Source organism: Flammeovirga sp. SJP92 (assembly GCF_001583495.1).
Taxonomy (GTDB): domain Bacteria; phylum Bacteroidota; class Bacteroidia; order Cytophagales; family Flammeovirgaceae; genus Flammeovirga.
On record NZ_LQAQ01000093.1, the window covers coordinates 281,118 to 303,930 of the forward strand.

At 35.8% G+C, this 22,813-nt stretch carries 22 protein-coding genes and 11 tRNA genes; 25 read left to right on the top strand and 8 right to left on the bottom strand.

Annotated features, from left to right (window positions below):
• The first annotated feature begins 70 nt into the window (after nucleotides 1–70).
• Both AVL50_RS21885 and AVL50_RS21890 read left to right on the top strand, forming a co-directional pair.
• A tRNA-Ser gene (locus tag AVL50_RS21885) sits at nucleotides 71–155 on the top strand.
• Nucleotides 156–357: 202 nt separating this feature from the next.
• Nucleotides 358–558 carry a PspC domain-containing protein gene (locus AVL50_RS21890; protein WP_062618591.1) on the top strand — a complete coding sequence of 67 codons (201 nt, stop codon included), beginning with the start codon at nucleotides 358–360 and terminating at the stop codon, nucleotides 556–558.
• Between the two features lie 87 nt (nucleotides 559–645).
• Here AVL50_RS21890 and AVL50_RS21895 read toward each other — a convergent pair whose 3' ends face one another.
• A complete protein-coding gene (locus AVL50_RS21895; protein WP_062618592.1) occupies nucleotides 646–1,788 on the bottom strand; it encodes an acyl-CoA dehydrogenase family protein in 1,143 nt (380 codons plus the stop codon).
• Between the two features lie 271 nt (nucleotides 1,789–2,059).
• Here AVL50_RS21895 and AVL50_RS21900 point away from each other — a divergent pair, with 271 nt between their 5' ends.
• From AVL50_RS21900 to AVL50_RS21935, 8 genes are all read left to right on the top strand, one after another.
• Nucleotides 2,060–3,277: a M28 family metallopeptidase gene (locus tag AVL50_RS21900; protein ID WP_062618593.1), complete on the top strand. Its 1,218-nt coding sequence runs from the start codon at nucleotides 2,060–2,062 to the stop codon at nucleotides 3,275–3,277.
• Between the two features lie 133 nt (nucleotides 3,278–3,410).
• Entirely contained in the window at nucleotides 3,411–4,208 is a 798-nt protein-coding gene (gene rlmB / locus AVL50_RS21905; RefSeq protein ID WP_062618594.1) for a 23S rRNA (guanosine(2251)-2'-O)-methyltransferase RlmB, read from the top strand.
• A 50-nt stretch (nucleotides 4,209–4,258) separates the two neighbouring features.
• Complete coding sequence (locus AVL50_RS21910; protein WP_062618595.1) at nucleotides 4,259–4,867, top strand: DUF4254 domain-containing protein; 609 nt, start codon at nucleotides 4,259–4,261, stop codon at nucleotides 4,865–4,867.
• A gap of 84 nt (nucleotides 4,868–4,951) precedes the next feature.
• Entirely contained in the window at nucleotides 4,952–5,998 is a 1,047-nt protein-coding gene (locus AVL50_RS21915) for a glycosyltransferase family 9 protein (RefSeq protein ID WP_062618596.1), read from the top strand.
• A 10-nt stretch (nucleotides 5,999–6,008) separates the two neighbouring features.
• The gene (locus tag AVL50_RS21920) at nucleotides 6,009–6,608 is read left to right on the top strand and encodes a trimeric intracellular cation channel family protein (protein WP_062618597.1); all 600 of its coding nucleotides are present in this window, start codon (nucleotides 6,009–6,011) and stop codon (nucleotides 6,606–6,608) included.
• A 113-nt stretch (nucleotides 6,609–6,721) separates the two neighbouring features.
• The gene (locus tag AVL50_RS21925) at nucleotides 6,722–7,138 is read left to right on the top strand and encodes a DUF2141 domain-containing protein (protein ID WP_062618598.1); all 417 of its coding nucleotides are present in this window, start codon (nucleotides 6,722–6,724) and stop codon (nucleotides 7,136–7,138) included.
• 209 nt (nucleotides 7,139–7,347) lie between these two features.
• Nucleotides 7,348–7,545 carry a hypothetical protein gene (locus AVL50_RS21930; RefSeq protein ID WP_044203012.1) on the top strand — a complete coding sequence of 66 codons (198 nt, stop codon included), beginning with the start codon at nucleotides 7,348–7,350 and terminating at the stop codon, nucleotides 7,543–7,545.
• A gap of 211 nt (nucleotides 7,546–7,756) precedes the next feature.
• Nucleotides 7,757–9,133, top strand: coding sequence for an MFS transporter (locus AVL50_RS21935; RefSeq protein ID WP_253764313.1), 1,377 nt, complete (start codon nucleotides 7,757–7,759; stop codon nucleotides 9,131–9,133).
• 233 nt (nucleotides 9,134–9,366) lie between these two features.
• Here AVL50_RS21935 and AVL50_RS21940 read toward each other — a convergent pair whose 3' ends face one another.
• Nucleotides 9,367–10,224 (bottom strand): IS3 family transposase, encoded by an 858-nt coding sequence (locus AVL50_RS21940; RefSeq protein WP_216639051.1) that lies wholly within the window; start codon nucleotides 10,222–10,224, stop codon nucleotides 9,367–9,369.
• Nucleotides 10,225–10,250: 26 nt separating this feature from the next.
• The gene (locus AVL50_RS33565) at nucleotides 10,251–10,646 is read right to left on the bottom strand and encodes a transposase (RefSeq protein ID WP_062617403.1); all 396 of its coding nucleotides are present in this window, start codon (nucleotides 10,644–10,646) and stop codon (nucleotides 10,251–10,253) included.
• Between the two features lie 335 nt (nucleotides 10,647–10,981).
• On the opposite strand from AVL50_RS33565, the gene AVL50_RS21950 reads away from it, so the two are divergent.
• Nucleotides 10,982–12,925 carry a GAF domain-containing protein gene (locus tag AVL50_RS21950; protein ID WP_062618599.1) on the top strand — a complete coding sequence of 648 codons (1,944 nt, stop codon included), beginning with the start codon at nucleotides 10,982–10,984 and terminating at the stop codon, nucleotides 12,923–12,925.
• 90 nt (nucleotides 12,926–13,015) lie between these two features.
• On the opposite strand, the gene AVL50_RS21955 is transcribed toward AVL50_RS21950, so the two are convergent.
• The gene (locus tag AVL50_RS21955; protein ID WP_172826901.1) at nucleotides 13,016–13,744 is read right to left on the bottom strand and encodes an SH3 domain-containing protein; all 729 of its coding nucleotides are present in this window, start codon (nucleotides 13,742–13,744) and stop codon (nucleotides 13,016–13,018) included.
• A 125-nt stretch (nucleotides 13,745–13,869) separates the two neighbouring features.
• Here AVL50_RS21955 and AVL50_RS21960 point away from each other — a divergent pair.
• The 11 genes from AVL50_RS21960 (at nucleotide 13,870) to AVL50_RS22010 (ending at nucleotide 15,419) form a co-directional block, all read left to right on the top strand.
• Nucleotides 13,870–13,942: transfer RNA gene (locus AVL50_RS21960), tRNA-Lys, on the top strand.
• 23 nt (nucleotides 13,943–13,965) lie between these two features.
• A tRNA-Leu gene (locus AVL50_RS21965) sits at nucleotides 13,966–14,049 on the top strand.
• A gap of 38 nt (nucleotides 14,050–14,087) precedes the next feature.
• Nucleotides 14,088–14,160: transfer RNA gene (locus AVL50_RS21970), tRNA-Lys, on the top strand.
• Between the two features lie 29 nt (nucleotides 14,161–14,189).
• Nucleotides 14,190–14,262: transfer RNA gene (locus AVL50_RS21975), tRNA-Lys, on the top strand.
• 29 nt (nucleotides 14,263–14,291) lie between these two features.
• Nucleotides 14,292–14,364 (top strand) — tRNA-Lys (locus tag AVL50_RS21980).
• A gap of 29 nt (nucleotides 14,365–14,393) precedes the next feature.
• Nucleotides 14,394–14,466, top strand: a tRNA-Lys gene (locus tag AVL50_RS21985).
• A 29-nt stretch (nucleotides 14,467–14,495) separates the two neighbouring features.
• A tRNA-Lys gene (locus AVL50_RS21990) sits at nucleotides 14,496–14,568 on the top strand.
• A gap of 29 nt (nucleotides 14,569–14,597) precedes the next feature.
• A tRNA-Lys gene (locus tag AVL50_RS21995) sits at nucleotides 14,598–14,670 on the top strand.
• Between the two features lie 29 nt (nucleotides 14,671–14,699).
• Nucleotides 14,700–14,772 (top strand) — tRNA-Lys (locus AVL50_RS22000).
• 29 nt (nucleotides 14,773–14,801) lie between these two features.
• Nucleotides 14,802–14,874: transfer RNA gene (locus tag AVL50_RS22005), tRNA-Lys, on the top strand.
• 119 nt (nucleotides 14,875–14,993) lie between these two features.
• On the top strand, nucleotides 14,994–15,419 hold the full coding sequence (locus AVL50_RS22010; RefSeq protein ID WP_157491488.1) for a hypothetical protein: 426 nt from the start codon (nucleotides 14,994–14,996) through the stop codon (nucleotides 15,417–15,419).
• A gap of 53 nt (nucleotides 15,420–15,472) precedes the next feature.
• Here AVL50_RS22010 and AVL50_RS22015 read toward each other — a convergent pair whose 3' ends face one another.
• The 3 genes from AVL50_RS22015 to rsfS form a co-directional block, all read right to left on the bottom strand.
• On the bottom strand, nucleotides 15,473–15,934 hold the full coding sequence (locus AVL50_RS22015; protein ID WP_062618602.1) for a MarR family winged helix-turn-helix transcriptional regulator: 462 nt from the start codon (nucleotides 15,932–15,934) through the stop codon (nucleotides 15,473–15,475).
• A gap of 243 nt (nucleotides 15,935–16,177) precedes the next feature.
• Nucleotides 16,178–18,172, bottom strand: a complete 1,995-nt coding sequence (gene ftsH, locus AVL50_RS22020; RefSeq protein WP_253764314.1) for an ATP-dependent zinc metalloprotease FtsH — start codon at nucleotides 18,170–18,172, stop codon at nucleotides 16,178–16,180.
• A gap of 72 nt (nucleotides 18,173–18,244) precedes the next feature.
• Nucleotides 18,245–18,613, bottom strand: a complete 369-nt coding sequence (gene rsfS, locus AVL50_RS22025; RefSeq protein WP_044213236.1) for a ribosome silencing factor — start codon at nucleotides 18,611–18,613, stop codon at nucleotides 18,245–18,247.
• 172 nt (nucleotides 18,614–18,785) lie between these two features.
• Between rsfS and AVL50_RS22030 the strand changes: the two genes are divergently transcribed.
• Nucleotides 18,786–19,568, top strand: coding sequence for a biotin--[acetyl-CoA-carboxylase] ligase (locus AVL50_RS22030; protein ID WP_063850877.1), 783 nt, complete (start codon nucleotides 18,786–18,788; stop codon nucleotides 19,566–19,568).
• Between the two features lie 62 nt (nucleotides 19,569–19,630).
• Here the strand turns inward: AVL50_RS22030 and AVL50_RS22035 are convergent, their stop codons facing one another.
• Nucleotides 19,631–20,935: an aspartyl protease family protein gene (locus AVL50_RS22035; RefSeq protein ID WP_062618605.1), complete on the bottom strand. Its 1,305-nt coding sequence runs from the start codon at nucleotides 20,933–20,935 to the stop codon at nucleotides 19,631–19,633.
• A 456-nt stretch (nucleotides 20,936–21,391) separates the two neighbouring features.
• Here AVL50_RS22035 and udk point away from each other — a divergent pair, with 456 nt between their 5' ends.
• Nucleotides 21,392–22,006 carry a uridine kinase gene (udk, locus tag AVL50_RS22040; RefSeq protein WP_062618606.1) on the top strand — a complete coding sequence of 205 codons (615 nt, stop codon included), beginning with the start codon at nucleotides 21,392–21,394 and terminating at the stop codon, nucleotides 22,004–22,006.
• Between the two features lie 104 nt (nucleotides 22,007–22,110).
• Nucleotides 22,111–22,812: a TrkA family potassium uptake protein gene (locus AVL50_RS22045; RefSeq protein ID WP_062619163.1), complete on the top strand. Its 702-nt coding sequence runs from the start codon at nucleotides 22,111–22,113 to the stop codon at nucleotides 22,810–22,812.
• The last annotated feature ends 1 nt before the right edge of the window (nucleotide 22,813 follow it).

Below are 22,813 nucleotides of genomic sequence, written 5' to 3' on the forward strand. Positions count from 1 at the left end.
AGATTTTTTATTTCACAAAAGGTTGGATAATTCAAATGGAGCGTGCATATTTGCACCCGTCCAATGACACAGAGAGTTGGCAGAGTGGTCGAATGCGGTGGTCTTGAAAACCATTGTACCGCGAGGTACCGGGGGTTCGAATCCCTCACTCTCTGCAAGTAAAACCTTCAGAATTCGTTCTGAAGGTTTTTTTTATACCCTCTTTTTTGTATTTTTAGATAGCTTAAAAAGCCAATTTGAATTACTTTCAAAATCAATACTGTTCAACTAAAAATTCTTAGGTTTTCATGCATCTTTTTTAGTTGAAAGCCGTATATGTAAATAAGTGTCAAATATAAAGAAATAACAATATCAACTATGTCAAAGAAATTAGTCAAATCAACATCAAATTCAGTTTTCGCCGGTGTTTGCGGTGGCCTTGGTAAATATTTTAATATTGATCCAACAGTTATTCGTTTAGGTTTTGTAGTCAGTCTGTTTTTGGGATTAGGCTCACCTGGTTTAATCTATTTAGTGATGGCTTTCATTATGCCAAAAGATGAAACATACTTTTATTAAGATTAAAAAAAATAAGATTTTATAAATAAAAAGAGATGAATTCTTGTGAGGAATTCATCTCTTTTTGTATTTAAGAGTGTATCAATACTATTCGTCAAGCAAACATCTGCTGATGACTAGCTTTTGAATATTGGAAGTTCCCTCACCAATAGTACACAACTTAGCATCTCTGTAGTACTTCTCCACTGGATAGTCCTTTGTGAAACCATACCCTCCAAAAATCTGTACTGCTTCATCGGCACATTTCACTGCCACTTCCGAAGCATAATACTTCGCCATAGCGGAAGCCTTATTAATATTTTCACCTCTTTGTTTTTTGATAATTGCTTCTTTGATCAATAATCTTGAAGCTTCAACCTGAGTAGCCATATCAGCTAACTTAAAGGAGATACCTTGAAATGATGAAATAGCCTTTCCAAACTGTTTTCTTTCTTTGGAATATTGAATCGCACATCTCAATGCTCCATTAGCAATACCCAAACCTAAAGCGGCAATGGATATTCTTCCTCCATCCAATATTTTCAATGCTTGCACAAAGCCTTCTCCTACTTCGCCTAATACGTTCGCTTCAGACACTCTGCAATCTTCAAAAATCATTTCTGTGGTCTCCGAGGTTCTCATTCCTAGCTTACGTTCCTTTCTGCCTCCAGAAAAACCCTTTGTTCCTCTTTCCACCACAAAAGCTGTCATGGCATGCTTATCACCTCTTTCTCCAGTACGAGCCATTACTACTGCTACATTACCTGATTTACCATGCGTAATAAAATTCTTTGAGCCATTAAGCACCCATTCATCACCATCCTTTTTGGCTACAGTCATCATATTACCTGCATCAGAACCTGTATTTGGCTCTGTCAACCCCCAAGCTCCAATCCATTCACCAGATGCTAATTTCGGCAACCACTTTTGTTTCTGTTCTTCATTACCAAACATCAAGATATGATTTGTACACAAAGAATTGTGCGCCGCCAAAGACAATGCAATGCCTGGATCAAAATAAGCCAATTCAGAGATAGCTGTCACGTATTCATTGTAACCAAGGCCTGTTCCTCCATATTCTTCAGGAACTAAAATACCCATCAAACCCAGTTCTCCAAGTTTATGGAAAACTTCAACCGGGAAGTGTTCTTCATCATCCCATTGTTCTCTGTAGGGAGCGATATGTTTCTCGCCGAAACGCTGCACTGAGTCAGCGACCATTTTTTGGGTGTCTAAACTTTCTTGTACCATAGTGTTTGTTTTTATGTGTATGTGGTTAGTATTGTTTATTTGGTGCAATTATCTAAAAATCAATGATTAATTATGCTGCACCTTTTATCGTAAAATATATTGTTTATATACTGTGTTTTAAATAGTAAGAATAGTAGTTTTAGGTATTCGTTAGTTTAAACTATGAAAAATAAAACCTTTAATCAATTTATAAGTGTATTTTTTCCGACATATTTTCAAGTATTTTTTTATCATTCCTCTTAGTTGGACTATTTCAAGTTACGCACAGGACATGAAAGCTGTAAAGTCCAATATCAACACATTATGTTCAAAATCTTTCAAAGGACGAGGTTATACCTTTGATGGAGATAAAAAAGCGGCTCAATTTATCAGTGAAGAATTCCAGACATTGGGCATTTCTCCTTTTCCGGGTAAAAATAGTTACTACCAACATTACACTTTACCTGTCAATACATTTCATGGAAAAGTAGATTTCAGAATTAATAAAAAGAAACTAAAACTGGGAGAAGATTATATTCCTGCCTCTGATGCAGGAAATGGAGAACTAAAAAATGGGGTTCCTTTTTACATTAATGAGAAAATATTTACAGATGAAACTCAACTAAAAGAATTCTTGAAAATTGATCTAACAGGAAAAGTTGTAATATACAATGAAGCACAGGAAAGGCAACGTTTCTCATGGAATAGAGTGATTTTAGAGAAAATGTTACAGGCGGAAGGGATCATTGTTCTTTATGAAAACAAGTTTAATCACAGTGTAGGACGTTGGCAACTCCCTAAACCAAGGTTTTATGTAAAAAAAGAAATTATCACTGAAGATATTTCATCTATTTCATTTGAATTAGAAGCCCAAATGATTCAGGAGTATACTTCTCAAAATGTTATTGGGCATATAGCAGGTAAAAAGCACCCTGAAAAATACATCATCATTTCTGCTCATTATGACCATCTTGGAAGCATTGGTAAGAAATGCATTTTCCCTGGAGCCAACGATAACGCTTCTGGTGTAAGCATGATGATAGAAGTAGCTAAATATTATACTCAAAATCCGCCAGACTATTCTATTGTTTTTATTGGCTTTGGCAGTGAAGAAGCGGGATTAATTGGCTCAAAACACTATGTTGAAAATCCTTTCTTTCCTTTGGAGCAAATACGCTTTGTTGTCAATCTCGATCTTTTTGGAAGTGGAGAGGAAGGCATGATGACTGTAAATGGAAGCGTATTCAAAGAAGAGTATCAATTATTAGAAAAAATAAATAAGCAACATAAGTACCTTTCCAAGGTAGCTCAAAGAGGAAAAGCTGCCAATTCCGATCATTATTTCTTTTCTGAAAGCGGTGTACCTAGCTTCTTTTTCTATTTGATGGGTAGTTCATGGACACATTATCATGATGTATATGACGCCCCTCCTCTTCCACTATCAGGCTTTGAAGGTGCTTACAAACTAATTATTGACTTCACAAATGCCTTACAAATAGAAGATTATTAAACTTTTTATGTCATGATTAATAGAAGTTTACAAAATGAAGGCCTTCATGTGGATAAGGTTCGTTAACTTTGCGCTATGTTGGACCTGGTGCAATCGTATGTACTTGGTTCGTTTATAAGATAGAATTAAGATTATGTACGACGATAAAAAGAAAAAAAACTTTTCAAGATATAACAAAAAACCAAAACCTAATGCGGCAGATATCATGTACGGTATTCAGCCTATCGTAGAAGCATTGGAAGCTGGAAAGCAATTTGAAAAGCTTTTTATCACAAGAGACTCTCACAATGAATCAATTGCTGAGATTCACAAAATGGCCCATAAAGCGGGGATTGTTGTCTCAAGAGTTCCTGTGGAGAAACTGCAGAGAATCACATCAAAAAATCACCAAGGCGTAATTGGTTTCGTACCTGCCATTGATTACGTGGACCCACAAAATGTGATTGCCACTACTTTTGAAGAAGGGAAAACTCCATTGGTTTTAGTATTGGACAGAGTGACTGACGTTAGAAACTTCGGTGCTATTGCCAGAACAGCAGAATGTGCTGGAGTAGATTTGATTGTCATCCCTAAAAAAGGATCTGCTCAAATTGGCAGCGATGCTGTTAGAACTTCAGCAGGTGCACTAAACCACATTCCTGTGGCAAGAGTAGATGATTTACAATCTGCTATTTTGGATTTACAAGGAAGCGGACTACAAGTAGTATGCTGTACTGAAAAAGGTTCAAAAGATATTTACTATGTAGACATGGAAATTCCAACTGCTATTGTAATGGGGTCTGAGGAAGATGGCATCTCTCCAGATATTATTCATATGGCAGACAAATTGGCAAAAATCCCAATGACAGGTAAAGTAAGCTCATTGAATGTGGGTGTTGCGGCAGGAATTATCATTTTTGAGGCAAACAGACAAAGAATGATGGCACAGTAAGAGTTTTTCTTATCTTTGCAGTCAAATTATAAACTATAAAAAAACATAGTATGCAATTTACAGAAAATTGTAATTCTATTTTCTCACAAAGTATAGAGAAATACCATATTAAAGATCATGTGGATACACCTATCAAAAATCCATTCGAAAAGGAAGATATTCAACATCTTTTATATTTAAAAAACTGGATTGACACTGTGCAATGGCACCTTGAGGACATCATTCGTGATCCTAACATCAATCCTGATGAAGCTTTGAAAATTAAAAGAAGAATTGATGCTTCAAACCAAGAGCGTACTGACGTTGTTGAGTTTATCGATAGCTGGTTCTTAGAAAAAAATAAGGATGTTCAACCTGTTGAAGGTGCAAGCATCAACACTGAAAGCCCTGCTTGGGCAATTGATAGATTATCAATCTTAGCGTTGAAAATCTATCATATGCAAGAAGAAGTAGATCGTGAAAGCGCTACTCCAGAGCATAAAGCTGCTTGTCAGACTAAATTGGACATTCTTTTAGAGCAAAGAGTGGACTTGTCAACTGCTATCGAAGAATTGATCAACGATATTGAGGCAGGCAAAAAATACATGAAGGTGTACAAACAAATGAAAATGTACAATGACCCTTCATTAAACCCTGTATTGTATAAAGAAGGAAAGTAATTCCTTACTATCATAAATTAAGAAGTTGTTCTATTTCCTCTACTGAATGGAAAAAGAACAACTTCTTTTTGTAAGTACTAAGTTATGTCTAAAAAAATTCTATCCTTACGGTTTTCCGCAATGGGTGATGTGGCAATGACCGCACCTGTTTTAAAAGAAATTTTAGCTCAAAATGAGGACCTAGAAATTGTAATGGTTTCCCGTCCTTTTTTGAAACCCTTCTTTGATGATATTCCAAGGTTAACCTTCTTTGGAGCAGATTTGAACAATAAGTACAAAGGTTTTAAAGGGTTGAGAGCATTAGTCAAAGACCTTAAAAAAATGGGCCCTTTTGATGCTGTTGCAGATTTACATTCAGTACTTAGAACTTTTATTATTGGTGGTCTATTTCAATTATCTGGTCATAAAGTCATCAGAATTGACAAGGGTAGAAAAGAAAAAAAGGCATTAGTAGCATCAGGCTCTAAAACATTGAAGCCACTCAAACTGACAGTGGAAAGGTACGCTGATGTGTTCCAAAAACTAGGTTTTAAAGCCTCTTTATCACATCAATTACCTACAAAAAAACAAGGTGATATGTGTGAGGAGAACATCAAACTTCTTGGATCAAAAACTGCTCCTTGGATCGGCATTGCCCCTTTTGCACAGCATAAAGGAAAAATTTGGGGAGAGCAAAAAGCAGTGGCTCTAGGTAAGCTTTTAGCTGCAAAGAAAAATGCTAAAGTGATTTTCTTTGGGGGTCCAGGTAAAGAAGCAGAAATATTGGATGAATGTGTAAAACAAGTTCCCAACAGCATCAATCTGGCTGGAAATGTAAAACTAAAAGAGGAATTAGAAATTATCACTCATCTTGATGTAATGGTCAGCATGGACTCTGCCAACATGCATATGGCTTCTTTAGTAGGTACTGAATGTGTATCTGTTTGGGGGGCAACCCATCATTACGCAGGCTTTTTAGGATATGGTCAATCTACTGATAATATTACAGAGATCTCTGTCAAGGAGCTGGATTGCCGTCCTTGCTCTGTATTTGGCAATAAACCTTGCCTTAGAGAAGATTATGCCTGCTTAGAAGGCATCACTCCTGAGATGGTCTACAAAAAAGTGGCAGACGTTATAGAAAAAGCTTAATGCAATCAATATGACATTAATAAACATCCTTGACCTTATTGGAACCTTTGTTTTTGCTATCTCAGGTGCACTTGCAGCTTCAGAAAAACGCTTTGATATTTTCGGAGCGTTATTCGTTGCCAGCGTTACGGCTGTTGGAGGTGGAACAACGAGAGATATGATGCTGGGAGCTACTCCCGTTTTCTGGATGATAGATACCAATTACCTACTTGTCATTTCGATGGCTGTTGGTTTCACCATTTTATTTAAAAAGCAAGTAGCCAAACTTAGAAAAACACTTTTCTTGTTTGATACCATGGGTTTGGGGGTGTTTACTTTTATTGGTCTTGAAAAAGCCCTCCTTCATGATATATCACCTGCCATTGGGGTGATTATGGGAACTTTTACTGCAGTACTTGGAGGTATTATCAGAGATACACTGTGTAATGAAGTCCCTTTGATTTTCAGAGATGAAATCTACGCCACTGCATGTATAGTGGGCTGTCTAGTTTTTATTGGATTATCTTTTTTAGGAATAAGCGGTATCTTCTGCACTTGGAGTTGTATCGGCACTGTGATCGGCATTCGACTTGTTGCCATTAAATATAAAATTGGTCTTCCCAAGATTTAATTTGTTCACTACTCATTACAACTATTCAGATAACAAAATTCTCTTTATATTGTTGTTAGTAAACAAATATCACACATATTTCATTTGAAACTTAATTGAATAAAACCAACATCATGAAAAACATCATCTTAGGAACACTATTATTATTAACCTTCAATTCCCTATTTGCTCAATCCCAATCAAAAATTGAATTAACAGTTGAAGGATTACGCAATACTAAGGGGCATATTCTTGTACAAGTTGTAGATAAAAACATGGCTTCAATTGTTGAGTTAAAGCAGAAAGTTTTAAAAGATGTTGTTGAAATCTCAATACCTGATATAAAACCAGGAACCTATGGAATCAGAATTTGTCATGACGAAGATAATAATGACGAAATGACTAATAATTGGATCGGCATTCCTAAAGAAGGTTTTGGTTATTCTTGGGACAAAAAGGTAAAAATGAAAGAACCTGATTTTGAAGAATATGCTTTTATACTCGAAAAAGAAAATAACGCACTAGTTAACATTAAACTTCAGTACTTATAATACAGTGCACAAAACATATGAACATTTGTTAATTTGTTTGAAAGTTTAAGGCAAAGTACATTTTCGTCTTTCCATTTAACACAAAAACACGCAAAGATTATTTATCTTTGTCACAACAAAAAATAAATTGTTAGTATCAAAAAAACTGATATTAACCTTTTTACAGAAGATCATTGCCTTCATACAAGGCTCATAACATAAAGTTCATTATGGAAATCGTATTATTAACCGTTGGTATTCTAGGTGCATTTTTCATTTTAATGTCCGTAAAATTAATTTTCAAGAAAGACGGTAAGTTTGAAGGGACATGTGCTTCTCAAAGTCCATTCCTAAATCCTGAAGGCAAAACTTGTAGCTTCTGTGGAAACGATCCAAGCCAATGTAAAAACAAAAAGCAGTCTGCATAATAGACCTCTTTTTAAGAAAAAATAGATCAGGCCGTTACTTTTTAGTAATGGCCTTTTTTTATTTTCCATCATCAACCGATTGCAGAGAAAAAAGTAGGAAAAAACTTCATTGACCTAACGATTATCAGTTAATTGTTATGTTTACATTTCTATATTTGTCTAAAAGTAGTAAGGCAAATACCAGCGGAACTTATGTCTTGATACTTAAAGTATGAAAAAAATTAATATCAATAAATTATCTATGTCCAATAAATCCCTTAAACCTGATTTATCTTTCTGGCAAATCTGGAATCTAAGCTTTGGCTTCTTAGGTGTTCAATTTGGTTTTGCCTTACAAAACGGTAATGTAAGCCGTATTCTTCAAGCGCTAGGTGCTGATGTTCATGACTTAGGCTACTTCTGGCTAGCTGCTCCTATTGCAGGTATCATTATTCAACCAATTATTGGTGGTGCTTCTGATAGTACATGGACAAAACTGGGTAGAAGAATTCCTTTTATTGTTGGAGGTGCAATTGCCGCTACTGCTGCAATGTTCTTAATGCCTAACTCTGAATTTTTTGTTGCTTTAATGCCTCCAATGCTTTTTGGTGCAACAATGCTCTTGATAATGGATGCCTCATTCAACGTCACTTTCCAGCCTTTTAGAGCATTGGTGGGTGATATGGTAAATGACAAACAACGTGACCTTGGTTATTCTGTTCAGAGTTTCCTTATTAACACAGGTGCTGTGATTGGTTCTGCATTACCTTTTATCTTAACAATGATTGGTGTTGCCAATGAGCCTGCCGAAGGACAGAAAGTTGCAGATTCAGTGGTATGGTCATTCTATATTGGAGGAGCTACACTAATGATTACTGTATTATGGACCGCTTTAAGAACAAAAGAATATCCTCCAGAAGAATATGCAGAGTACAACAATATTGATTTAGAAGCTAAAAAGACCGATACTGAAAATAAGGATTCGTTCTTTAAAACGCTTTTATCATCACCTAAGGTAATGTTCCAATTAGCAGCTGTACAGCTTTGCTCTTGGGTAGCATTTTACTTTATGTGGGTATATTCAACTCCTGCCATTGCACAGCACATCTGGCATACAGAACCAGGTGATTCTACGTCTGCAGCTTTCAACGAAGCAGGTAACTGGGTAGGTTTAATGTTTGCAATGTACAGTTTGGCGGCGGCATTATTCTCTGTAGCAATGCCTAGCTTAATCAAAGCTACAAATAGAAAAACAGTATACGCTGGAGCACTAATTTTAGGTGGTCTAGGATTATTGAGTATTGAAATGATTCAAGATAAGTACTTATTATTTGCTTCAATGGCAGGTGTAGGTATTGCTTGGGCAGCAATTTTAGCAATGCCATTCAGTATTCTTTCTGAAAACCTTCCTGCTGAAAAAATGGGTATTTATATGGGTATCTTCAATGTAACAATTGCAGGCCCACAAATCTTTGCAGGTCTTTTTGGTGGTACAATCGCATCTACTTTCTTTAACGGTAATGCTGTTGGATTATTGACTATGGCGGGTATCGTTTTAATTATCGGTGCTTTCTGTGTATCATTAGTTTCTGACCAGAAGAAAGATTAATATACAGTCTTAGAATTGGTACTTTTGAAAGTATACAATGCTTGTAATGCCCTGAAAAAACGATACAGTTTTTTAGTGAATTAATTTTGATATAAGACTCAATAATTTAAAAATTATTGGGTCTTTTTTATAGGTAGCCTTCAGTTTTTATTTCGCTACCGCGAGTTCCTCAAATTTAACGATGCAAAATTGATTCGCTTCGCTGTCAATTTCACCTCAATAAATTTCGAGGCTTATTGTGTGACTTTTACTGTCCGATAAGTCCTTCGTTTCTTACCTCTTGTTTTATGCATCTGAATAGGAGTTCTCATATAACATGACATGTGTGGTCTTATAAAGTTATATGTTTTTATACATTCTTTTAAATAGGCTTCAAATACGATTTCATAACTGACATATTTACTTAAGTTAAAGTCATGCTTTATTGTTCTGTTAATGCGTTCTGCAATAGCATTTTTATACGGATCATAAGTTTCTGTCATACTTGTTATGATTTTCGATTTCCTAAGTAACTTCTGATAGGCTTTACTACAATATTGGACTCCTCTATCAGAATGATGTATCAATGTTTCTCCTTTATATTCACGTTGTTTTATCGCCATTTTCAAGGCTCTAATTACTCCCTCTTTATCTAAAGACCTAGATAAGTCGTAACCCATTATCTTCTTTGAATAGGCATCCGTTACTAATGCCAAATACCAAGGGTTGTCTCTTGTTCCTACATAAGTAATATCTGCTACTACAACCTGTTCAGGTCTATTTATCTCAAGACCATCTACCAAATCTGGATAAGTTTTAAATCTATGGTCTGAATCAGTTGTGACATGATAAGCTCTCTTAGCTTGTATTTCTAAGTGGTTAGCTTTCATAATTTGAAGTAGCTTATCACGACCTACACCTAAAGACTTTAATTGAGGATAGAGTAGTGAATACAGCATCCTATGCCCACTATTAGGAAGTTTTATCCTCTCGTTTTGTATTAGTGCTACTACTTGCTCAGAAATTTCCAGATCTTTCTTCTTACGATGGATGGAGCGGTAGTACACTTGACGATCTTTCCCAAGTAACTGACTTGAATATTCAATACTTATAGAATATCCATTTCTGAAATCATCAACTACTTGGGTGAAGAGTTTTTTCTTATGTCAATTTTATACTCTTTTTCGGCCAGGTCAATCATCATATCGAAAATGATGGCCTTATGATCTGCTTTCTCAGCTTCTGCTTCTAATCTATTGATTTTCTTTTTGGCGGTTTCCAATTCCAGTTTGAGCTCTAACAGTTCTTGTTCAGGTGTTTTCTTCTTCATGGTACTGACTTTATGGTTCCAGTCAAAGTTACCATATTTTTGTAACCAAACCTTTACTGTTCTATCTCCCTGTATTCCATATTTACGTGTAGCTCCTTTTAAACTTAATTGACCACTTTCAACTTCTGAGACAATTTGAAGTTTTAAGGACATTGAATAATCCTTCTGAGTTCTTTTAACATATTGACTTTTATTGTCTTCCATAATAACGATTGTTTTAGTGTATCGTTATTTTAGGACTTTACAGCTGTAAAAGAAAAGCTACTTCATGAAATTGAAGTGGCTTTTTTTATTCTGTCATTTTTTCTGTATTCCCCCTGCAAATCACTCAATTCAAAAATTGGCACATAATTTTCGCTTCATTCAAGTCTACTCTTTATACATTTTTACTTATAAAAGCGTTATAAAATAGAGTTTCAGAAAAATACACGGCAAAGAATAAATTAATTCTAGTATTTTTAATCACAGGAAAATAAACCAAATTTTTTCTTCCTGAGTTATCTTCGAAGGACAGTCAAAAGATCTAACAATATAAAATAATGATAGACAAGTATTTAAAGCAATTCACTATCAAACAAATCATATTCTGGATTGGAGGTATCCTCACTGCAACAATGCTTTTTACTGTATTGACCTTATTAGGTTTATACCAGAATGAAAGTTTGGAAGTGGATATTTCTTCTAGAAATGCTATGCTTTCGCAAAGAATGGTGTTGCTGTCAAATATTTATGTTAATACCGGAGAAAAAGATAATCTGAACAGTCTTAAAGAAGCTTTAGACCTTTATGACGGATCATTGCTTGCCATGAAACACGGCGGTACTGTTCCTGGCTTTGAAGGGAAGAGAATCCGACCAGCAAGTGACCGTGTGGATGATTATATTGAAAGAGTTGAAGAAGTCTGGAAGCCATTTCGTACGCACCTAAGGATTATTCTTGAGGAACCATTAACGACCTCCAACTACACTTTCAACATGAATATTCCTCTTGACACCGCATTACTTGACAGTGTGGGATTGCTTTCCAAAGTAGACGAGGAAAATGTCACAATAAGAAACAGTTTAACTTATTTAGAAAAAACGTCTGAAGATATGCTTAAGGTGAACCAAGACCTTGTAAAAGCTTATGTGAATGATGCTGTAGAAATTGAATATCAAATCACGCGATTTATTTTCATTGCAACTATCTTGATATTGTTATTAGGAATGGTCAATATTTTTGTATTGAGAAGAGCTTTAATTACACCACTTAAAGAGCTTGCTCAAAAAAGTAATAAAATCGCTTCTGGTAATTTAAATGTCAATTTTGATTCCTCCGGCACACAGGAAATGAACACCATGAGAAATTCATTACTGTTTATGAAGGAGAAGTTGGAAGATATTTCTGAATATGTAATGGAGTTCAGTAAGGGGAATTTCAATATTGAATTTGAAAAAATAAATGAAGAGCAATTTAAAAATGACCCTTTTATTCATTCTTTGATTGATACAAAAAACCGGTTGGAACAAAATTCTAAAGAAAGAAACGAACGCGAATGGGTCAATGAAGGGTCCGCTATTCTCAATAAACTGATTCGTATTCACAGCAATGATGCTGATGAGTTAGGAAAAGCACTTGTAAAGGAAATTTCAAGGTTTATGGAGTGCTCACACGCCTCTTTTTACATCCACAAGAAAGATCCTATCACCGATGAAGAATTCATGGAATTAACGGCCATGTACGCCTTTGACCTCCATAAAGAAGCAGATAAACAGAAAGTACAGATTGGAGAAGGACTTATTGGTGAAATTTGGCAAGAAGGAGAGTCTATCTATCTAACAGAAATTCCTGAAGATTATATTAAGATCCGTTCGGGCTTAGGAGATGCAGGACCTTCAGCCTTGATTGTGTATCCTTTTAAATCACACGGTAATGTTGAGGTGATTTTAGAAATTGCATCTTTCAAACCTTTCGAGAAAAAGTCATTCCAACTGTTAGAAGAAATTGGCGGAGCAATTGCCACCTCTGTAGTAACCTCTGAGAACACGTCTAACGTAAGCAAACTTTATAATGACAGTAAAAGACTCACAGACGAGTTAAGAACCAGTGAGGAGGAAATGAAGCAGAATATGGAGGAACTTCAAGCTACACAAGAACTCCTTGTCAGAGAAAGAAGAGAAACCGAGAAATCAAAGAAGCTACTCAACGAGGTTGTAGACATCACAGGTGGACGTTTGGTTATTGCGGAAGAAGATGGATCAATCTGGTTTGGCAGTCACTCTTTCATTGACTTTCTAGATTATGAATTAGAAGAGCTTCATCAATATCAAATTGGGCAGTTATTTCCTATTTATGCTGAAAATGACGATTGGAAAGTGGTACAAACAGAATTAACTACTTCAGTCAAGAAAAATGAAGGCGAAGCGATTGAAGTCTTAATCACTATTCAAAAACTTTATTTAGAAGAAACCGACAAATGGGTATTCAAAATAATGGGTAAATAAGTACATCCACCATTTAACCCAAAAGGGCATTCAGCTTAATGAAATTACTGAATGCCCTTTTTTGAAATTTGATACAGAAGAAATAAAAAATTATTTCACTTCAAACACCATCCCTTTTCGAACGTATCCTTCTGAATCATTAGGAAGAACTACTTTGTACCAGATGTCATCCTGATCCACTAATTTAAGACGCTCTCCTGAAGAAAGGTTTGAAATGTTCTTACTTCCCGCTGAAGGCCCTTGCATCAATAATGCCCCAGAACCTTTCACAATGCCTAATTCTCTCTTCATACCTCCATTGAAGGCCCACAGTGCTAAAACACTCAAGACACACACTGCAACAGTCAGCGTAGTGATAGAATGCTGCTCTTTTCTTCTCATGTACATCAATACAACACATACAATCAGAAGGAAGATAATAACGCCTCCAATTTCACTTTTCATTTTATTGAAAAGAGAAGTCAAATATTCTTTATCTGAGTATTGATATCCCAACAGATTATGATCTTCTGCAATTTTTGACATTTTATTCAACGTCCCTCGGTCGGCAGTTAATCCATATTGAAGGTTCAAATAGTACAATGCCGAGGCATAATTACCCTGTCCTTCCTGAATAAACGCCATCCTCAACAACATTTTTGAAGAATAAACACGATCTTCTTCCAATATTTTTTCATAAATATTGAAGGCATCGATGTATTGTTTTGACTCAAAAAACTCATCAGCCCTATTAATTTCAGATTCTATCGAAGAATTTGCAAAGGATATTTGACTGAAAATCAGCGCGTAAAAACTTATTAAGAATAAAAAAAATCTCATTATTTGCTTGACATTAAAAATCATTCTACATTTGCACTCGCAAAAAAGGAAACTAAACGAGTTTTCAAATTTAAGGGAGGATTTTGAATTAAGTAATATTAAGTCCAATCTTTTAGAAAAATTATGATTCCGTAGCTCAGTTGGTAGAGCATCTCCCTTTTAAGGAGAGGGTCCTGGGTTCGAGCCCCAGCGGGATCACACTTGATAATAACAGATATCAAGCTCACGTGGTGAAATTGGTAGACACGCCATCTTGAGGGGGTGGTGGGAGCAATCCCGTGTTGGTTCGAATCCAATCGTGAGCACTTGTTATTATTCTAAAAATACTTCGTTGAAAAACGACGATTCCGTAGCTCAGTTGGTAGAGCATCTCCCTTTTAAGGAGAGGGTCCTGGGTTCGAGCCCCAGCGGGATCACTTCTAAAATAACTTCGTTGATAAACGACGATTCCGTAGCTCAGTTGGTAGAGCATCTCCCTTTTTAGGAGAGGGTCCTGGGTTCGAGCCCCAGCGGGATCACTTCTAAAATAACTTCGTTGATAAACGACGATTCCGTAGCTCAGTTGGTAGAGCATCTCCCTTTTTAGGAGAGGGTCCTGGGTTCGAGCCCCAGCGGGATCACTTCTAAAATAACTTCGTTGATAAACGACGATTCCGTAGCTCAGTTGGTAGAGCATCTCCCTTTTTAGGAGAGGGTCCTGGGTTCGAGCCCCAGCGGGATCACTTCTAAAATAACTTCGTTGATAAACGACGATTCCGTAGCTCAGTTGGTAGAGCATCTCCCTTTTTAGGAGAGGGTCCTGGGTTCGAGCCCCAGCGGGATCACTTCTAAAATAACTTCGTTGATAAACGACGATTCCGTAGCTCAGTTGGTAGAGCATCTCCCTTTTTAGGAGAGGGTCCTGGGTTCGAGCCCCAGCGGGATCACTTCTAAAATAACTTCGTTGATAAACGACGATTCCGTAGCTCAGTTGGTAGAGCATCTCCCTTTTTAGGAGAGGGTCCTGGGTTCGAGCCCCAGCGGGATCACTTCTAAAATAACTTCGTTGAAAAACGACGATTCCGTAGCTCAGTTGGTAGAGCATCTCCCTTTTAAGGAGAGGGTCCTGGGTTCGAGCCCCAGCGGGATCACAAAAGCCAACATTGCTGAAGTGTTGGCTTTTTTTATTTGAAAAACTGACTTTTTTTTAGCATATTAATTGGCACATCAAATTATATATGCTTATGCAATAAAAATACTCTATATTACTATGAAATCACTTGAAAGTTATATTACAAAGGATTTTCGAATAGTGATTCTTTTCGGTTTTATGTTTTTTTATTCGGCATTGCAAATCACTGCAAAACCAATTAATCAGCCGGTAAAAAACACCTTCACTCTAGAAGAGAATAATGTTTTAACGCTAGAAATTATACCTTCACAAATTATATGTGTGAACAATACAATCGATGTTAAAATGAAGGTAAAGGGAATTGACACAAATTTCCCAGTACAAGTTTTACTTTACAACACAATAGGAAACTTAGTATACAGGATGGACTTGTCATTAGACAAAGCCACTATTCAATTCCAATTTAAGCCACAAACAAAAATCACAGAAGGTCTTTATTTTGTATCCGTACTTAACGGTACAAACCGCGTAACAAGAAGAATGGTTGTTAATACTCAGGATTAACCTGGATTAACAACCATTTTTTTACATCTCTAATAAGACACTGTTTCTTTCAACTAGTCATCTTTTGAATTTCTCAGCTTATCAAGCAAAGTACTTAGCTGAACAGCCTCCTCTTCGCTTAAATTACGTACGGTATCCAAAATACCATCTTCATGAGGATCGAGCTCTGAGAGCTTATCTAGACCCTTCTGAGTAATTAATACGTCTACTTTTCTTCTATTACTGCCACACGTTTCTCTTTGTACATATTCCTTGTCAATAAGTCTATCAATTAAACGCGTTAAATCAGGACTTTTATCTATCATCACCTGTTTGATACTACCTGGGTTCATACAGTGAGGGTGAGCACCTCTCAAGATTCTTAAAACATTATATTGTTGTTGGGTAATATCAAATTGCTTACACCATGTTTTTGATAGATCTTGCATCCAACTATTAGTGTACATCAAATTGATATACACTTTCTGAAATGCATTCTTAAACTCCTTTTGATTTATATCCTTCTCAATAGACATTGTCGTACTATAATTTGTTTAAACAAAATATGTAATTCTTGCAATAAGGGATATTTTTTCTATTAAAGCAAATTTTTAAAAATATGTTTAGGAAACATTTTGTTCAAACAACTTCTATCAGCAAACTAGTATTCTTCACAACACTAAGAGCATTTTTAAAACATGATTAACCTAAAAAATAAGAACAAAAAAGGCTACCCCATACAGGATAGCCTCTTCATATAATACAAATGATGTTATAAACTAAGCATCATCTTTTTTTACTTCTTCTTCTGACGCTGACCTTTCAGTACTTTCAGTTGCCTCAGCCTTTGGCTCTTCTATCGGCTCTACATCCTTCACATCTGTAAATTCTTGGTAGATTGTCTTTTTATCAAAAGGACGCTCTCCAATCAGTTTTACAAGATCAGATTGATATAACACTTCTTTCTCCAATAATTGCTGTGCTAAAGCCTCTAACGCTTCACCATGCTCTCTTAATAGAGTTAATGTTCTTTGGTAAGCATTATCGATCAACTTCTTCACCTCATCATCAATCTTCTCTGCCAAAGCTTCTGAGTAAGGTCTAGAGCTGAATTCGCTTCTATTCGGGTCATAGAAAGATACGTTACCGATCTTGTCATTCATACCATAAATAGAAACCATGCTGTAAGCCATTTTAGTTGTTCTCTCTAAGTCACTCAAAGCACCTGTTGAGATTCTACCGAAGATGATTTCCTCTGCCGCACGACCACCAAGTGTCATACAGATTTCATCCATCATTTCCTCCGTAGTATTCAAGTATTGTTCTTTTGGCAAGTACTGAGCATAACCTAATGCTGCAACACCACGAGGAACGATACTTACTTTCACTAATGGATTGGCATGCTCCAAGAACCAGCCTGTTACTGCGTGACCCGCTTCATGGTAAGCTACAATCTTTTTCTCTTCTGGAGAGATAATCTTGTTTTTCTTTTCCAATCCACCGATTACTCTATCGATTGCCGCCATAAAGTCATCCATATCCACTGCGGGCTTATTGTTACGAGCTGCAATAAGTGCTGCTTCGTTGCAAACGTTGGCCAACTCAGCACCAGCAAAACCTGGAGTCTGTGTTGCTAACTCTTTTGGATTTACATTATCTGCAACTTTAATAGGGTTCAAGTGCACCTTAAAGATTTGCTCACGACCATTAATATCTGGTTTATCAACAGAAATCTGACGGTCAAAACGACCGGCTCTCATCAAGGCACTGTCCAATACATCAGGACGGTTGGTTGCTGCCAGAATAATTACTCCTGAGTCTGTTCCGAAACCATCCATTTCTACTAGAAGTGAGTTCAAAGTATTCTCACGTTCATCATTAGAACCTGGCATTGAACCTTTACCTCTTGATCTACCAATTGCATCAATCTCATCAATAAAGATGATACATGGCGCTTTTTCTTTAGCTTGTTTGAATAGGTCACGTACACGAGCCGCACCTACACCTACAAACATTTCTACGAAATCTGAACCTGACATACTGAAGAAAGGCACACCTGCTTCACCTGCTACAGCTTTCGCTAACAATGTTTTACCAGTACCTGGAGGGCCTACAAGCAGCACACCTTTAGGAATTTTACCACCTAGGTCTGTATATTTTTTTGAGTTTTTCAAGAAGTCAACAATCTCCTCTACTTCCTCTTTTGCTTCATCCAATCCAGCTACATCCTTAAATGTCACCTTCATATGATTTGGCTCGAACATTTGGGCTTTAGACTTACCAATATTGAAGATTTGTCCGCCAGCACCACCTGTTGCCATTCTTCTCATCAAGAACCAGAATCCAAAAAGAAGTACCAACAAGAATCCAGAACTGAAGAACCAGCTTCCGAAGCTTTCTCGTTGCTGAATTTCATAAGGAATTTTCTGATCTTCAGGTTTTCCTTCTTCCATTTCATCTAATTTAGAAAGGAAATGCTCTCCTGATACTATTTTGAATTTAAAATTAGGTTCTACAGATACCACTGAAAAAGGGCTTCTTTCCTCCTGTGCTTTGGAGTATTTGCTCTTTTTAAGGGCTTCATTTTTTAATATTACCTCTACTAAATTATCATTGACGATTATTACCTCCTTCACATCTCCTTCTTCCACCATCTCTTTGAAGGCGTGCAATGTTGTAGTCTCAGTAGTACTACTCTTGCTAAAATAGGCCAATCCAACAACTACCAGTATCAATGCAATCAGCATCCAAACTTGGTAATTATTTTTGGGCATAGGATTTTTTGGAATATTCCTCTTGTTCTGATCCATCCGAAATGTATGATCTAATTTGTGTTATTTAATTTTTTATTCAGTAGGAAGCTTAAAAACCTTAGCATCTCCCCAAAGCTCTTCTAAAGCGTAGAACTCTCGCTTTTTGGGAAGAAATACATGAGCTACTACATTAATGTAATCAAGAAGGGCCCAACCTTGTGAACCTGTTCCTTCTGTAGCAAATGCTTTTTCACCTGCAGTTTCCTTCACTTCTTTTTCAATACTATCAACAATTGAATCTAGCTGAGTATCTGAAGTAGCAGTGCAAATTACAAAGAAATCTGTAACTGCGTTCTTTACTTTTCTTAAATCTAATATTTCAATATGCTGAGCCTTCATTTCCTGCATTCCTTTTGCCACTACATGTGCAAACTCTTCCGTTCCGATCTCCTTTTTACTCATATTTTTAAAATTAGGATTTTCCTCCCTTTATATCTATAATTTTTTATATTTCTAACAAAAGCTATAAAATGTTCTCAATTGAACTCAATTTTGTATAATTGCATTGCAAATTCAATACTTTTTTTGATTTGTATTGAATTATAACAAGATTATAAACAAAAGTAACAAATACTTGTATAAAATTTCTGCCAATACGTCTTTTATCGGTAAAAGTGTCATATATATGCCTTCTTGTCATTCTACAAATGATTCTGTAGGAACCTTACTATCACAGAATAAAAACTTACAAGAGGGCACTATTGTTCTGACTCCTGAACAAACGCAAGGGAGAGGTCAGAGAGGAAATACCTGGGAATCAAATCCCAATGAAAACATCACAGCGTCTTTTTTATTGAGGCCTCAATTTATCACCGCAAGAAATCAGTTCCAACTTAATGTTGCTATAAGTTTGGGTGTTTTTGATACAATACATCATTTAACTCCCTCAGGTACAAAAATAAAATGGCCCAATGACATCCTGATCAACAATAAAAAGGTGGGAGGAATTTTGATTGAGAACTTTATTATAGGCCAAAACATCTCACATAGTATTGTAGGGATTGGATTAAACATTAATCAAGAGCGTTTTGTTGGAGATTTTCCGGCCACTTCTCTCTTTATGGAATCCGAGAAAAAATTTCAAGTTCCTAGAGTGATTGAAACGCTTTTGGAAAATATTGAAAAAAGATATTTAATACTGAAAAATGAAGGGTATGATCGACTCCGTCAGGAATATTACTCTCATCTGTTTTGGTATCATGAAATGGGGAGTTTTCAAGAAACTCTTCCAAATGGTGAGATACACATTTTTGAAGGTCAAATTTTGGGAGTCAATGAAAATGGCTGTCTTTCAATTGCTGATGAACATGGTAAAATCAGACATTTTGGTTTCAAAGAAGTAAAACACCTTTATTAAAAATAATATAAAACCTGAGTTTATTGAAAAAAATCACTGAACTCAGGTTTTATATTTTTGATTTAATTCTGTAGAAAAGGGTCTTCTAATTTCAAAGAGAAGGACCTATTCCTCCCTTCCAGATCCTCTACATCAATAGATATTCTCCGGCCGACTTTTCCTCTGAATAAAACCCTAATTTCTTCTGGAGATAAAAAAGCGACAGATTGACCATTTACCTTTATGATTCTATCTCCTTGTTGAATTCCTGCTTTATCAGCAGGCGATTCATCTCTAATTTGTGAAATTCTAAAAAAAGGCAAACCAGGGTATGGCGTCACAAAGTCTAAACCTAAATAATTATATAAAAAATCATCATTAAAATCTGTATTCTTTCTGATCAGCAACTCTTCTTTTTCATAATCAAAAATCACAGTAAACCGCCTCAATACCTCTGCCCCTACACTTCCATGACGCGTAGAATCGATAACTTTTAAACCTAAAGACTCAAAATCTGGATATTTCACAATAGGATCTTCCAAAGTAAAGGAACCTAAGCTTAATTTTTCCAACCGGTTTACCTTACCGTATAAATCTCCACTTATGCCCACTCCTAAATGATCTCGAATCGCCTTTACTGAAGCTTTAAGGTTATGATGTTTTGACTCAAAAATAGACAATGCATGACTTGCTCCTGTATCCACCAAGAGAGAGACTTTGTGTGTTTTATTCATTTCACTAGTTAATAAAGCTGTTTCAATGTAAGCTCTATTTTTACGTACTGTCAAAGGTATGCATTCATAACGCTTCTTCAGCTTTTCTCTTCGCTTAGCATAATAAAAATCCTTTTGGTAGAGTGTCAATACTTTTCGCTTATAATCAATACTTACCACAAAATGCTGAAAAACTGTAGATCCGATTAAGCCATGAATCAGCATTCCCATATTGTCGGTCAGCTTGAAGATATCTTGGTTAGGATAAATAATATCCTGATTAAAACCTTCTACACCTTTTATATTGACTTTATTTCCCCATGAATGAAAGGCCTGAAGAGGACCTTCGGTACCCATACCATTGATATCAACCTCCCTAGTTCTTCTAGGATCTAGATTTAATTGTTCTGCGAAGGCAGGATCACACAGTATAATATAAGAGGCTCCAGAATCGAGAATAAAATTCAAGGTATCTGAACCGTTTATTGAAACAGGAATAACCACTAAGTTATTGACAAGCTTAAACTTTATTTGTGTAAAATTATGCTTCTCTTGTATGAACGCCAGGTTTTTAAGGTGAACTTCTGCTTTATTCTGAGCTAATGTATTTAGAGGATTGACAATTAAAAGTAGCAAGCTCACCAAAAAAAATAATGTTGTCTTTTTGGTTCTCATTTTTGATAGTAATGTTAGTTGACGGAGAGAAATTTGACACCTATAATATAGTGATATTTTAAGAGTATATCAAGTATTACACACTGACTGTAAACCTCTTAAACAAAAAAAGAGACTCATAAAGTCTCCTCATTGGTGTAATTAAAAGATAAAGTAGTAAGATAATAAATTTAGTCTTAATAGGTTTTAGTATCTGATACGTTGTAACATTTGTAATAGTTAATATTCAGCTGTGGAAAAACCAACAGTGCTATTTTTTACAATAGCCTATATTACAAAAGTACCGGTTAGGCCACTATTAGACAATACCCATTTATAGGTATTTTAATTTTGTTTTTTCCTCATTTTTGGATTTTTCGTAGATCTGACCATAAATTTCTAATGAAACTATACAAATTACTGTTTTCTCAATCTGATCTATTAATTTTGAATTATTGTTTCATAAAAAATCCATAAATGGAAACTCCTTATATAGTAGGTATCACAGGTGGTAGTGGTTCAGGAAAAACTACCTTTATTAAAATGTTGACAGATCTAATCGGTGAAGATAATATCTGTACTGTCTCTCAAGATAATTACTACATCGACAAAGAAAATCAACCTGAAGATGCAAAAGGAATAAAAAACTTTGATACTCCTTATTCTATTGATTTAGAAAAATTCTACCAAGACATTCAAAAGTTAAAGAATGGAGAGGTAGTTCAAATTCAGGAATACACTTTTAATAATGCAGCTGCAGAGCCAAAACTGCTTACTTTCAATCCAAAGCAAGTAATCATCCTAGAAGGTATTTTTGTTTTTCATGATCCAAGAGTTTTTGACATGATTGATCTAAAACTTTTCATCGAAGCAAAAGCACACTTGAAATTGAGTAGACGTATCAAAAGAGATAATGTTGAAAGAGGATACGATATCAACGACGTACTTTACAGATACGAAAATCACGTAATGCCTGCTTATGAGAATTACATCAAGCCTCATAAAGAAACTGTTGATTTGATCATCAGAAACGACACTAATTTTGACACAGGTTTAGATGTAGTTAAAACATTCTTGCTTCAGAAAATATAAGGTCCTAACTTTCCGCCTTAATTCAGAGTAGTAGTACTGGAAGAAAATAGAAATAACTTTTTTATCTCGTACTTCACTGAAATTACTCTTTGAAACTAATTGATATGGCGGACGGAAAATTTGCAATTATAGGACTCGGGCAATTCGGTACATCAGTGGCCAAAAATCTCTCTAAATTGGGAGCGGAAGTAATGGCTATTGATAGAGAAATAGAAAGAGTGGACATCGTGAAAGACGACGTCGCTTATGCCGTAGCTCTCGATTCTACAGATATAAAAGCACTAAAAGCACAGTCTATCCATGAAATGGATGCTGTGCTTTTGGCTATTGGTGAAAATGTAGAAGGCCTGCTGCTAACTACTGTGCTACTTCTAGAACTTAAGGTAAAACGTATTATTGCAAGGGCTGTCAGTGAACAGCAAAAAATCATCCTTCAAAAACTAGGAGTCTCTGAAATTATCCTTCCTGAAGATGAAGTAGGTAAGATGACTGCTGAAATGCTGTTGAACCCAGAAATTCAATCTTTCATGACTCTACCCGATAGTTATGAGATTGTGGAAGTGATTGTACCTCGAAGATTGTATGGGAAGTATTTAGAAGATCTGGACATAGAAGCCACTTTTAATGCTGATATAATTGCACTCCGTAGATTATTTGAAGAACGTAATGCTCTTGGAGTAACAGAGTATAAAGAGCATTTAATTCGAAACCCCAAGGATGTTAAATCTGTTTTACAGAAAGGCGATAAGTTGGTCATGTTAGCAACCAAAAAGTCTATTAAACAGTTTCTTGAGATTAATAGCTAAT

Excerpts from the sequence above, each read along its gene's own strand:
- udk (WP_062618606.1), top strand. The coding sequence starts at position 21,392 with ATGGAAACTCCTTATATAGTAGGTATCACAGGTGGTAGTGGTTCAGGA.
- AVL50_RS22045 (WP_062619163.1), top strand. The coding sequence starts at position 22,111 with ATGGCGGACGGAAAATTTGCAATTATAGGACTCGGGCAATTCGGTACA.
- AVL50_RS21915 (WP_062618596.1), top strand. The coding sequence starts at position 4,952 with ATGTCTAAAAAAATTCTATCCTTACGGTTTTCCGCAATGGGTGATGTG.
- AVL50_RS21895 (WP_062618592.1), bottom strand. The coding sequence starts at position 1,788 with ATGGTACAAGAAAGTTTAGACACCCAAAAAATGGTCGCTGACTCAGTG.
- AVL50_RS22015 (WP_062618602.1), bottom strand. The coding sequence starts at position 15,934 with ATGTCTATTGAGAAGGATATAAATCAAAAGGAGTTTAAGAATGCATTT.
- AVL50_RS21955 (WP_172826901.1), bottom strand. The coding sequence starts at position 13,744 with ATGAGATTTTTTTTATTCTTAATAAGTTTTTACGCGCTGATTTTCAGT.
- AVL50_RS21900 (WP_062618593.1), top strand. The coding sequence starts at position 2,060 with ATGAAAGCTGTAAAGTCCAATATCAACACATTATGTTCAAAATCTTTC.
- AVL50_RS21930 (WP_044203012.1), top strand. The coding sequence starts at position 7,348 with ATGGAAATCGTATTATTAACCGTTGGTATTCTAGGTGCATTTTTCATT.
- rlmB (WP_062618594.1), top strand. The coding sequence starts at position 3,411 with ATGTACGACGATAAAAAGAAAAAAAACTTTTCAAGATATAACAAAAAA.
- rsfS (WP_044213236.1), bottom strand. The coding sequence starts at position 18,613 with ATGAGTAAAAAGGAGATCGGAACGGAAGAGTTTGCACATGTAGTGGCA.
- AVL50_RS21935 (WP_253764313.1), top strand. The coding sequence starts at position 7,757 with ATGAAAAAAATTAATATCAATAAATTATCTATGTCCAATAAATCCCTT.
- AVL50_RS21950 (WP_062618599.1), top strand. The coding sequence starts at position 10,982 with ATGATAGACAAGTATTTAAAGCAATTCACTATCAAACAAATCATATTC.
- AVL50_RS21920 (WP_062618597.1), top strand. The coding sequence starts at position 6,009 with ATGACATTAATAAACATCCTTGACCTTATTGGAACCTTTGTTTTTGCT.
- AVL50_RS33565 (WP_062617403.1), bottom strand. The coding sequence starts at position 10,646 with ATGGAAGACAATAAAAGTCAATATGTTAAAAGAACTCAGAAGGATTAT.
- AVL50_RS21910 (WP_062618595.1), top strand. The coding sequence starts at position 4,259 with ATGCAATTTACAGAAAATTGTAATTCTATTTTCTCACAAAGTATAGAG.
- AVL50_RS21925 (WP_062618598.1), top strand. The coding sequence starts at position 6,722 with ATGAAAAACATCATCTTAGGAACACTATTATTATTAACCTTCAATTCC.
- ftsH (WP_253764314.1), bottom strand. The coding sequence starts at position 18,172 with ATGCCCAAAAATAATTACCAAGTTTGGATGCTGATTGCATTGATACTG.
- AVL50_RS22010 (WP_157491488.1), top strand. The coding sequence starts at position 14,994 with ATGAAATCACTTGAAAGTTATATTACAAAGGATTTTCGAATAGTGATT.
- AVL50_RS22035 (WP_062618605.1), bottom strand. The coding sequence starts at position 20,935 with ATGAGAACCAAAAAGACAACATTATTTTTTTTGGTGAGCTTGCTACTT.
- AVL50_RS21890 (WP_062618591.1), top strand. The coding sequence starts at position 358 with ATGTCAAAGAAATTAGTCAAATCAACATCAAATTCAGTTTTCGCCGGT.